Genomic DNA, 11,792 nt, shown 5'->3' with positions numbered 1-11,792 from the left:
CCCCTAGTCTTGAACCGCCTGCGCTCACCCCCACCCTGACCCTCCCCCTTCGAGGGGGAGGGAAGCGAGAAAAGCCCATGCCCCCCCGCGTCCTCATCGCCGACAAGCTGTCCCCCGCCGCCGTGGCCATCTTCAAGGAACGTGGCGTCGACGCCGACGTGCGCACCGGCCTGAAGAAGGAAGAACTGCTCGCCATCATCGGCGACTACGACGGCTTGGCCGTCCGCTCCGCCACCAAGGCGGACAAGGACGTGCTCGCCGCCGCCAAGAACCTGAAGGTGATCGGCCGCGCCGGCATCGGGGTCGACAATGTCGACATCCCCGCCGCCACCGCCGCCGGCATCGTGGTGATGAACACGCCTTTCGGCAACTCGATCACCACCGCCGAGCACGCCATCGCCATGATGTTCGCGCTCGCCCGCCAGCTGCCCGCCGCCGACGCCTCCACCCAGGCCGGCAAGTGGGAGAAGAACCGCTTCATGGGGGTCGAGCTCTACGCCAAGACGCTGGGCCTGATCGGGGCCGGCAATATCGGCTCCATCGTCGCCGACCGGGCCAACGGGCTGAAGATGCGGGTCATCGCCTACGATCCCTTCCTATCGCCCGAGCGCGCGGTGGAGATCGGGGTGGAGAAGGTGGAACTGGACGAACTGCTGGCCCGCGCCGACGTCATCACCCTGCACACCCCGTTGACCGACAAGACCCGCAACATCCTGTCGCGTGAAGCCCTGGCCAAGGCCAAGAAGGGCGTGCTGATCGTCAATTGCGCGCGCGGCGGCCTGGTCGACGAGCAGGCCCTGCGCGAGGCGCTGGACAGCGGCCAGGTCGGCGGCGCGGGCTTCGACGTGTTCGTCGACGAGCCGGCGACCAGCAACCCGCTGTTCGGGGCGGCCAACCTGGTCGCCACCCCCCACCTGGGCGCCTCCACCCTGGAGGCTCAGGAGAACGTGGCCCTCCAGGTGGCCGAGCAGATGTCGGACTACCTGCTGACCGGCGCCGTCACCAACGCCCTGAACAGCCCTTCGGTCACCGCCGAAGAGGCCCCCAAGCTGAAGCCCTACGTGGCGTTGGCCGAGAAGCTGGGCGCGCTGGCGGGCCAGATGGTCGACGTCAACGTCAAGGCCATCGACGTGGCCTTCGAGGGCGATGTCGCCAGCCTCAACGTCAAGCCGCTGAGCGCGGCGCTGATCGCGGGGGTGATGCGGCCGATGCTGGCCGAGGTGAACATGGTCTCCGCTCCGGCGGTGGCCAAGGAGCGCGGCATCGTCGTCTCCGAGAGCCGCCAGGAGGCCAGCCCGGTCTATGACAGCCTGATCCGGGTGACGGTGACCACCGGCATGGGCAAGCGCGCCTTCGCCGGCGTGGTGGTCGGCGGCGCGCCTCGGGTGGTGGAGGTGAAGAGCATGGAGCTGGAAGCCGCCTTCCAACCGGCCATGCTTTATGTATCGAACCTGGACAAGCCGGGCTTCATCGGCGCGCTGGGCGTGCTGCTGGGCGAGGCGGGCGTCAACATCGCCACCTTCAACCTCGGTCGTCGCGCGGCGGGCGAGGACGCCATCGCCCTGGTCGGCGTGGACCAGGCCCTGGACGAAGTGCTGCTGGCCAAGGTCCAGGCCCTGCCGCACGTGAAGGAAGTCCGCGCGCTGGCGTTCTGAGGCGCGATGCGGGCTTCGAGACGGCTCCCGCGGAGTCCTCCTCGGCATGACGAGTGTTGTTGAAGTCCCCTTCCACACGTCATGCTGAGGAGCCCTGAAGGGGCGTCTCGAAGCACATACCCGTTCACGCAACAAAAAAGGCCGCGTCCCGAGGGGCGCGGCCTTTCCTGTCTTCGGGGAGGAAGCTTACTGGAAGGGATAGTAGCGGAAGCTGGTGAAGATCATGTTGTCGTGGGCCGTCGGCGCGCCGCCGACGCCGGAGAAGGCGACCCGGTCGACGTAGGAGTATTGCAGGCCGATACGGGCCTGGCCCCAGGGACCCGAGTACAGCTTCTGCCAGAAGCCGCCGCTCAGCTCTTCCAGCATCTTGGTGTTGCCGGTGCAGGTGAGGGTCGAGGCCTCCGTGCCGCAGCCGGTGTTGACGAAGCTGGGGTTGCCGTAGCCGATGGTTCCGTAGGCGGCGCGGCTCTCGTGCTCTTCGCCGCCGTAGACCCAGACGTCCAGGTCCTTGGTGGCGTGGACCGTACCGCCGAGCAGGGCGATGGTCTCTTCGATCGGCTCGATATGGCCGTTGGTGTTGAAGGTCACGTCCGGCAGCTGGGCGGAGCCGTAGCGGCCGATGCCCTTGCCGTTCAGGGCCGACGCCTGGAAGTCGAACCAGCCGGGGATCACCTGGGCGATGATGCCGCCGCCGAAGGCGCCGGTGGTGATGCTGTCGGTCTTCATGGTGGCCAGCTGATCGGAGAAGGTGCGGGCCATGCCGTACACTTCGGCGTGGACGTGGTGGCCGGCGATATCCTCTTCCGCCGCCGCCTTCACGACGAAGTCGGGGACGTGGTTGAGCGACTGGGTCGCCGTGGCCACGCCGCTGACGGCGGTGACGTTGCCGTTGCTGGTCGTGGTCGCCAGCGTGCCGGTGGTGCCGCCGAAGAAGCCCTGGCCGTTGTTGATCGTGTTGATCACGCCCGCGGGGACCGTGCCGGTGAAGGTCGTCTGCGGGTTTTCCGCCGAGGCCGCGATCCAGATGGTCTTGTTCAGGAAGTCCTTGGTCACGCGGACCTGGGGCTGGCGGGTCCAGTCGAAGCCGGCGGTGTACTGGCCGTCGATGGTCAGCGGCGTGACTTCGTTACGCGGCGTGATGCCCTTCGAGTTCAGCGTCACCAGCGACCAGGTCTGACCGGCGAGGAAGTGCCAGCCGGTGTCGGCCCAGTCGATGCTGGCGTACAGGTGGCGGATGCGCGGGTTGTAGGAGTTCGACTCGTTGGAGTTGGCCGACTGGGCCGCGCCCTGGAAGTCGAACTCGCCATACATGCTCAGGGTGATGTCGGCCGTGGGCTTGCCTTCCACCAAGGCCGACACGCGGCTCTGGCGGGGCGTGAACAGATCGCTCTCCGTGTGGCCCTGACGGGTCTGCGGGAAGGGGATGGTGTTCAGGCCGGTCGAGATGTCGTTGGCGGTGTTGTGCTCGCGATAGACGTTGGCCGCTTCGATGAAGCCGCCGGGGGTGATCTTGACGCCCTTGAAGTAGATGCCGTCGGTCTTAGGCTTCACCTTGTCGATCTCGGCGGCGACGGCCACGGGGATGGACTGGATGATGGCGGCGGTGGCGTCGGCGTCCTGGGCCTGGGCGGTCTGGACCTGGGCCTGGGCGGATTGGGCGGCGGCGTTGGCCTGCTGCACCTGGGCCTGGGTCTCGGCCTGCGTGGCGGCCTGGGCGTCGAGGCGGGCGGTCAGCTCACGCACTTCGGCGCGCAGGGCCGACAGTTCGGACGGCGTCTTGGCCGCCGCGACGTGGGCGGCCTTCTTGTGCACGACCTTCTTGTGGTGAACCGTGGCCGCTTGAGCGCTGACGCCAGCGCCGATCGCGATCATCGCGCCGAAAGCGGCGCCACGGAACAGCGACGTCTTGGTATGCATGTGTGAGTGTCCCTTAACCCCTACCCTACCGATACCGGTTGGGTTCCGTTGCGGCTTAGCCTTGCCGCATGATCGTTCCGCAAATCTTTCATGACGGTTTAGTGACGCGGGCGGCTATGTCGTTAAGCGCGACTTTCCGGTCACAGTCGGGCCGCAATTGGCCCAAGTCCGGCCATAAGCCGGCTGGAAGCGCCTTCGAGGCTCCGGGCGCCCGGCGTTTAGGCAGGTCTCGAGCGATGGCCGCCGAGGCGACATCTCCATGCCCTCGCCTACGGATCGAGGCGCGCCCTATAGCAAGGCGCGTTCAGGCGCCCATCGCCGCGATAGGCGAAGCTCCGCAACGGTTTTGTGAAATCCGACCACCGTCCGGGTTCGGAGCTTCGCCTTGGCCCTCGAAGGAGCGCGTTGGGGGCGGCGGGGAAAGCGTTGCCGGAAAACGCTCGAAAATCACGCAAAAAAAGTCACCGGAAAAGTGAAATATTCTTCATACATATCAATATGTTATGCCGATCCGAAAATATCGGTTTTCGCGCAGGTTCGATAAGCGCTTTACATCCCGATCCGACGCCCCTATTTCGCGTCTCCCGGCGGACCCGAGTCCCGTTCTTCTGAGCGCTGCTAACGCCGGTCTAGGTTCAACTTTCATAGGGGTTTACGTGAGGTGGGAAACTACCAGACGCCCCTGGACCTGGTCCGTGCGCGGTCCATCGAACGTCCTGTGGCGCTTGTGCGTCCTGGCGTCGTTGCCGTAGCGGCCAGCTGGTTCCAGGCCAACTTCAAAGGCGACGTCTTTTACGCGGTGAAGGCCAACCCTTCCCCCTGGGTCATTCAGACCCTGTGGGACAACGGGGTGCGGTCGTTCGACGTGGCGTCGATTCCCGAGATCGAGCTCGTGCGCTCCATCGCGCCCGAGGCGAAGCTCGCCTACATGCACCCGGTCAAGAGCCGGGCGGCGATCTCGCGCGCCTATCATGAGTTCGGCGTGCGCACCTTCGCGCTCGACACCCATGACGAGCTGCAGAAGATCCTACAGGCGACCGACAACGCCACCGATCTGAACCTGATCGTGCGCATGGCGGTGGCCACCGACGGCGCCCAGTACGCCCTGGGCGGCAAGTTCGGCGTCTCGGCCGAGGATGCGCCCGCCCTGCTGCTCGCGACCCGTCAGGCGACCGAGGAGCTGATGGGCGTCAGCTTCCACGTGGGCTCCCAGTGCATGAACCCGTACGCCTACCGTGCGGCCATGTCCCAGGTGTCCCGCGCCCTGGTCCGCGCCGGTGTGTTCGCCGACGTGGTCGACGTGGGCGGCGGCTTCCCCTCGGTCTATCCGGGGATGAATCCGCCGGACCTGAAGCTATACATGGATGCGATCCATGCCGGCTTCGAGGAGATGATGGTCCACGAGACCACCGAGCTGTGGTGCGAACCCGGCCGGGCCCTGGTGGCCGAGTCGTCCTCGATCCTGACCAAGGTGGAGCTGCGCAAGGCCGACACGCTGTATCTGAACGAGGGGTCCTACGGCTCCCTGTTCGACGCGACCCACTCCAAGTGGCCCTTCCCGGTCAAGCTGGTGCGCGATGCGGCGGCGTCCGAGGCGATCACGCCGTTCGGCTTCTACGGCCCGACCTGCGACTCGATCGACCACATGCCCGGTCCCTTCTTCCTGCCCGACGACGTGGGCGAGGGCGACTACATCGAGATCGGCATGCTGGGCGCCTACGGCGTGGCGATGAACACCCGCTTCAACGGCTTCGGCGACGTCGAGACCGTGATCGTGGACGATGCGCCCATGGCCAGCATGTACGGCCTGGCCGAGGAAGATGCGGCCGCCGCGGTCGAAGCGGAAAGCTCGGTCGTCAAGCTGTCGTCACGTTCGCGGCGTAAGCCTCGTCGGAAGTAATTGTCCGCTTTGATTTCCGCTCATCCCGGCGAATGCCGGGACCCAGATCATAGAGCTCGGCCGATGTCGCTTGGGTGGGCTTATAATCACCCGCCTGAGTTTTTCGATCTGGGTCCCGGCCTTCGCCGGGATGAGCGGCATTAAGGCATGAGTTCCCCGATCCGTCGCGCCGTCCGGATCGATCAGGGCTTCTGACGGGCGCTCAAACCTCCCAGGTTCCAGCAAAGGGAAACCGAAGACGATGAACGCTCCCGTCTCATCCGAGCAGACCAACAAGAAGGCCGAACTGCTGGCCAAGACCGTCCAGCACGTGGACATCACCGCCTACGACGCGCGGCCGGTGATCGATTACATGCGCAATATGAGCTTCACCTCGCGCGACACCGCGCGGGCGGCCGACATCCTGACCATGGCCTACGAGGACAAGGCCTGCTCGGTGTGGATCACGCTGGCGGGCTCGACCTCGGCTGCGGGCTGCATGCACGTCTATCGCGACATGGTCGCCAACAAGATGTGCGACGCGATCGTGGCCACCGGCGCCTCCATCGTCGACATGGACTTCTTCGAGGCGCTCGGCTTCAAGCACTATCAGGCCCAGTCCAACGTCGACGACCGCGACCTGCGCGACCTCTATATCGACCGCATCTACGACACCTATATCGACGAGGAAGAGCTTCAGAACTGCGATCACACGATCAAGGCGATCGTCGATGGCCTGGAGCCGCGCCCCTATTCCTCGCGCGAGTTCATCTTCGAGATGGGCAAGTGGCTGGCGGCCGGCAACGCCAAGAAGCCCGGCAGCCTGATCCAGACCGCCTACGAGCACGGCGTGCCGATCTTCTGCCCCGCCTTCACCGACAGCTCGGCCGGCTTCGGCCTGGTCAAGCACCAGATCGAGCGGATCAAGGCCGGCAAGCCCTATGTCAGCATCGACTCGGTGGCCGACTTCCGTGAACTGACCGATGTGAAGATCAAGGCCGGCACCACCGCCCTGTTCATGGTCGGCGGCGGCGTGCCGAAGAACTTCGCCCAGGACACCGTGGTCTGCGCCGAAATCCTCGGCGAGGAGGCCGAGATGCACAAGTACGCGGTGCAGATCACCGTCGCCGACGTGCGCGACGGCGCCTGCTCGTCCTCGACGCTGAAGGAGGCCTGCTCCTGGGGCAAGGTCGACGTCACCTTCGAGCAGATGGTGTTCGCCGAAGCCACCACCGTGGTCCCGCTGATCGCCTCGGACGCCTACCATCGCGGCGCCTGGAAGGACCGCGAGGAGCGCCGCTGGGCGGATCTGTTCGCCAAGTAGGGCTGTTGAGCGCTGCGTGCTTCGAGACGCGAGCCGTTGGCTCGCTCCCCAGCATGACGAAGGTTTCTGCAATTCACCTCCGTTCGTCATCTTGAGGAGCCCGCGAAAGCGGGCGTCTCGAAGGACGCATGCCGTCCATGCAAAATCACGAACGCTCCAGCAATGGACGTGTTGCGACCCGTTCGTGCGGGATCGTCAGCGCTGTCAACGGGACTTCAAGGCCCCTCATCCTTGACTCCCCTCTTCGCAGCCGCAAAAAACCGCGCACACAAGAAATTGATCGGAGCACTCGCCCATGGCCATCCGCGTCGCCATCAACGGTTTCGGCCGTATCGGTCGCCTCGTCCTGCGCTCGCTGGCCGAGTATAACCGCACCGACATCGAGGTGGTGGCGATCAATGACCTGGGGCCGGTGGCCACCAACGCCCACCTGCTGAAGTACGACAGCACCCACCGCCGCTTCCCCGGCGAAGTCACCCATGGCGACGACTGGATGGACGTCGGGTTCGGCAAGATCCGCACCACCGCCATCCGCAACCCGGCCGAGCTGCCGCACAAGGAACTGGGCGTCGACATCGCCTTGGAATGCACGGGCATCTTCACCGCCCGCGACAAGGCGAAGCTGCACCTGGACGCCGGCGCCAAGCGGGTGCTGATCTCGGCCCCCGGCGACAACGCCGACAAGACCATCGTCTACGGCGTCAACCATCAGAGCCTGACCGCCGAGGACCTGATCGTCTCCAACGCCTCGTGCACCACCAACTGCCTGGCCCCGGTGGCCAAGGTGCTGCTGGACCTGTGCGGGATCGAGCGCGGCTACATGACCACGATCCACAGCTACACCAACGACCAGCCGTCGCTGGACCAGATCCACAAGGACCTATACCGGGCCCGCACCGCCGCCCAGAACATGATCCCGACCTCGACCGGCGCGGCCAAGGCCCTGGGCCTGGTGCTGCCGGAGCTGCAGGGCCGGCTGGACGGCTCCTCGGTGCGGGTGCCGACGCCGGACGTCAGCGTGATCGACTTCAAGATCGTGCCGACCCGCGATGTCACCAAGGAAGAGATCAACGCGGCGATGAAGGCCGCCGCCGAGGGCGCCATGAAGGGCGTGCTGGCGGTGACTGGCGAGCCGCTGGTCTCCAGCGACTTCATCCACGACCCGCACTCCTCGACCCTCGCCCTGATGGAGACCCAGGTGATCGGCGGCAAGCTGGCGCGGGTGTTCAGCTGGTACGACAACGAGTGGGGCTTCTCGACCCGCATGGCCGACACCGCGGCCGCGATGGGCAAGTTCCTCTAGACCTCGGCGCGACCCTCACCCTCCCAGCCTTCGGCCGGGCCCCTCCCTCTCCCGCAAGGGGAGAGGGGCGGCGGCCCCACGCCAGGACGCATAAAGGACCGCACATGCCCTTTCGCACCCTCGACCAAGCCGGCGACCTGAAGAGCAAGCGCGTGCTCGTGCGCGTGGACCTGAACGTGCCCATGCAGGACGGCAAGGTCAGCGACGACACCCGCCTGCGCGCAGTGGTCGCCACGGTCGAGGCGCTTAGGGCCAAGGGCGCCAGGGTGATCCTGCTGGCCCACTTCGACCGGCCCAAGGGCAAGCCCGTTCCTTCTATGAGCCTGAAGCCGGTGGTCGAGCCCCTGGCCAAGGTGCTGGGCGTCCCGGTGGCCTTCGCCGAGGACTGCGTCGGGCCGGCGGCCGAGGCGGCGGTCGCGAACTTGCAGGACGGCGACGTGCTGCTGCTGGAGAACGTCCGCTTCCATCCGGGCGAGGAGAAGAACGACGCCGGCTTCGCCGACCAACTCGCCAAGCTGGGCGACGTCTATGTCGACGACGCCTTTTCCGCCGCCCATCGCGCCCATGCCTCCACCGAGGCCCTGGCCAAGCGCCTGCCGGCCTATGCGGGCCTGTCGATGCAGCGCGAGCTTGAGGCGCTCGACAAGGCCCTGGGCGCCCCGGTGCGCCCGGTGCTGGGCATCGTCGGCGGCTCCAAGGTGTCCAGCAAGCTCGACCTGCTGAAGAACCTGGTGACCCGGCTGGACCGGCTGGCCATCGGCGGCGGCATGGCCAACACCTTCCTCTACGCCCAGGGCTTCGAGGTCGGCGCTTCCTATTGCGAGAAGGACCTGAAGGCCACCGCGCTGGAGATCATGCAGCTGGCGAAGGACAACAATTGCGAGCTGCTGCTGCCGATCGACGTGGTGGTCAGTGAACGGATGGAGCCCAACGCCCCGCACTTCACCCGCGAGCTGGACGCGGTGGACGACGACGAGCGCATCCTCGACGCCGGCCCCAAGACGGTCGAGCGCCTGAACGCGGCGATGGACAGTTCCGCCACCCTGATCTGGAACGGCCCGCTGGGCGTGTTCGAGGTGCCGCCCTTCGACACCGCCACGGTCGATGCGGCCAGGCACGCCGCCAAGCTGGCCAAGGCCGGCAAGCTGGTCGCGGTGGCCGGCGGCGGCGACACCGTCTCGGCCCTGAACCATGCGGGCGTCGTGGAAGACTTCAGTTTCGTCTCGACGGCCGGCGGCGCCTTCCTGGAATGGATGGAGGGCAAGACCCTGCCGGGCGTGGCGGCTCTGGAGGTCTGAGGACGCGGCGGCGGCCGAACGAACCTACACCCCTAAACCCACGTCATGCTGAGGAGCGAGCCTTGGGCTCGCGTCTCGAAGCACGCAGGACCCGCGCCTAGCAGGTCTCGCGGACATGGCCTGCGTCCTTCGAGACGCCCTTCGGGCTCCTCAGGATGACGAACGAAGGGGCTGCGGGACGATGAGTGTGGAAGCCCCCCGCGAAACCCGGACGTAACCTTCCCCGCGCTATGACCTTCCCTGGTTGTCCGGTTTCGGGCGTGGAGAGGGACGGCGGATGCGGATCGACATCGTTCGACCAGCGGACCTCGATCCGCAGGACGTGACCGCATGGTCGGCCCTGCAGCAGGCCGCCGGCCTCGACAGCCCCTTCTTCTCGCCGCACTGGACGCGGGCCTGCGCCAGCGTCGACGGGCCGGATCGCAAGCTCGCAAAGGTGGCGGTGGTGCGCGACGACGACGGCGCGGCCGCCTTCCTGCCGGCGCGGCTGTCGCCCTTTTCCGGCCAGGCGGTGGGCGCGCCATTGAGCGACTACCAGGGCGCGGTGACGCGTGATGGCTTCGTCCTGGACGTGAAGGCCGCCGTGCGCGCCTTCGGCGTCGGCCGGCTCGACTTCCAGAACCTGTTTCCCGGCCAGACCGCCTTCGCCAAGCACGTCCACGGCCACGCCAGCTCCCTGGCCATCGACCTGTCGCAGGGCTTCGACGCCTACGCCGCCGAGCGCCGCACCCAGACCGACATCCTCAAGGACTGCGCCAAGCGCCGCCGCAAGCTGGAGCGGGAAAAGGGCGAGGTGGTCTTCACCGCCCATTCGACCGTCCAGGCCGACTTCGACCAACTGCTGGTCTGGAAGCGCGCCCAGTACAAGGCCAGCGGCCAGACCGACATCTTCGACGCCGGCTGGCCGCTCGACCTGCTCAAGCGCCTGTTCATCGAGCCCTGCGGCGACCTCCAGGCGCGGCTGTTCACCCTGCACGCCGGCGGCGAGCTGGCGGCGGCGCACCTGGCGCTGTGCAACGGCTCGGTGGCCCACGCCTGGTTCATCGCCCATTCCGAGGCGTTCGAGCGCTATTCGCCTGGCGTGGTGCTGATCGCCGACATGCTGCAGTGGGGCTCGGCCAACGGCATGCGCGAGCTGGACCTGGGTCCGGGCGACTACCGGTTCAAGCTGCAGCTTTCCAACCTCAAGCGCGAGGTCGGCCATGGCTATGTTGGCCGGCCGGGGCCCAGCACCTTGGTTCGTGCGGCCGCCTATTCGGTGCGCGACGCCGCCGAAGCCCTGCCGCTGGGCCGCGCTTCGACCTTGCCGGGCAAGGCCATGCGCCGGCTGGACCTGTGGCGCGGGCTCCACGGCGTCTGGTCCTTGCCGCGCTAGGAGGATTTCTGGCCCCTGGGCCAGCGGGCCAGAGGTGGCGCGGGGCGGAATTTGGCTTTAGGGCTCCGCCATCATGAGCGTGACCATAGACGACATCCGCGCCGCCGCCGACCGCCTGGCCGGCCACATCGAGCGCACCCCCTGCCGCCCTTCGCGCACCCTGTCCCAGATTACCGGCGCCAATGTCTGGGTGAAGTTCGAGAACCTGCAGTTCACCGCCGCCTTCAAGGAGCGCGGGGCCCTGAACAAGCTGCTCCAGCTCAGCGCTTCGGAGCAGAAGCGCGGCGTCATCGCGGCTTCGGCCGGCAACCACGCCCAGGGCCTGTCCTACCATGGCCAGCGGCTCGGCGTGCCGGTGACCATCGTCATGCCGGTGCAGACCCCGGTGGTGAAGGTGGAGCACACCCGCCACTTCGGGGCCGAGGTGATCCTGCACGGCGAGACCTACGACGACGCCAACGCCTACGCCCGCGAGATCTGCAATCAGCGCGACCTGGTGTTCGTGCACCCGTTCGACGACGCCGACGTGATCGCCGGCCAGGGCACCATCGCGCTGGAAATGCTCGAGGACGCTCCGGACATCGACGTGCTGCCGGTGCCGATCGGCGGCGGCGGGCTGATCTCGGGCATGGCCACGGCCGCCAAGGCGGTGAAGCCCGATATCGAGGTGATCGGGGTGGAGGCGGCGATGTATCCCTCCTTCACCGCCCGCATGCGCGGCTTCCGGCCCAATATCGGCGGCCAGACCATCGCCGAGGGCATTGCGGTGAAGACGGTGGGCGAGTTGACCTACGCCATCGCCCGGCCGCTGCTCAGCGACGTGCTGCTGATCGAGGAGAGCGATTTCGAACGCGCGGTGGCGCTCTACGTCAACGTGGAGAAGACCGTGGCCGAGGGCGCGGGCGCAGCCTCGCTGGCGGCCCTGCTGGCCTATCCCGAGCGGTTCCGGGGCCGCAATGTCGGCCTGGTGCTGTGCGGCGGCAATATCGACACCCGGCTGCTGGCCTCGGTCCTGACGCGCGAGCTGATCCGCGAGCGGCG

At 67.0% G+C, this 11,792-nt stretch carries 8 protein-coding genes; 7 read left to right on the top strand and 1 reads right to left on the bottom strand.

Features of this window, described 5'->3' with window-relative positions:
• Positions 1 to 77 precede the first annotated feature (77 nt).
• Entirely contained in the window at positions 78 to 1,655 is a 1,578-nt protein-coding gene (gene serA, locus GSQ87_RS15920; RefSeq protein ID WP_158916323.1) for a phosphoglycerate dehydrogenase, read from the top strand.
• Between the two features lie 186 nt (positions 1,656 to 1,841).
• Here the strand turns inward: serA and GSQ87_RS15915 are convergent, their stop codons facing one another.
• The gene (locus GSQ87_RS15915; protein ID WP_158916322.1) at positions 1,842 to 3,572 is read right to left on the bottom strand and encodes a hypothetical protein; all 1,731 of its coding nucleotides are present in this window, start codon (positions 3,570 to 3,572) and stop codon (positions 1,842 to 1,844) included.
• 661 nt (positions 3,573 to 4,233) lie between these two features.
• On the opposite strand from GSQ87_RS15915, the gene GSQ87_RS15910 reads away from it, so the two are divergent.
• From GSQ87_RS15910 to GSQ87_RS15885, 6 genes are all read left to right on the top strand, one after another.
• A complete protein-coding gene (locus GSQ87_RS15910) occupies positions 4,234 to 5,472 on the top strand; it encodes a type III PLP-dependent enzyme (protein ID WP_158916321.1) in 1,239 nt (412 codons plus the stop codon).
• 241 nt (positions 5,473 to 5,713) lie between these two features.
• Positions 5,714 to 6,775 carry a deoxyhypusine synthase gene (locus GSQ87_RS15905; protein WP_158916320.1) on the top strand — a complete coding sequence of 354 codons (1,062 nt, stop codon included), beginning with the start codon at positions 5,714 to 5,716 and terminating at the stop codon, positions 6,773 to 6,775.
• 295 nt (positions 6,776 to 7,070) lie between these two features.
• Complete coding sequence (gap, locus tag GSQ87_RS15900) at positions 7,071 to 8,078, top strand: type I glyceraldehyde-3-phosphate dehydrogenase (protein WP_158916319.1); 1,008 nt, start codon at positions 7,071 to 7,073, stop codon at positions 8,076 to 8,078.
• 104 nt (positions 8,079 to 8,182) lie between these two features.
• Positions 8,183 to 9,376 carry a phosphoglycerate kinase gene (pgk, locus tag GSQ87_RS15895; protein ID WP_158916318.1) on the top strand — a complete coding sequence of 398 codons (1,194 nt, stop codon included), beginning with the start codon at positions 8,183 to 8,185 and terminating at the stop codon, positions 9,374 to 9,376.
• Positions 9,377 to 9,653: 277 nt separating this feature from the next.
• Positions 9,654 to 10,751: a GNAT family N-acetyltransferase gene (locus GSQ87_RS15890; RefSeq protein ID WP_158916317.1), complete on the top strand. Its 1,098-nt coding sequence runs from the start codon at positions 9,654 to 9,656 to the stop codon at positions 10,749 to 10,751.
• 73 nt (positions 10,752 to 10,824) lie between these two features.
• Positions 10,825 to 11,792, top strand: a 968-nt coding sequence (locus GSQ87_RS15885; protein WP_158917778.1) for a threonine ammonia-lyase, incomplete at its 3' end; no start/stop codon positions are given.

Origin of the sequence: Caulobacter sp. S45 (assembly GCF_009765965.1) — a bacterium.
Classification (GTDB): Bacteria; Pseudomonadota; Alphaproteobacteria; order Caulobacterales; family Caulobacteraceae; genus CAHJWH01.
This window is presented reverse-complemented; position numbering and strand designations above follow the sequence as displayed.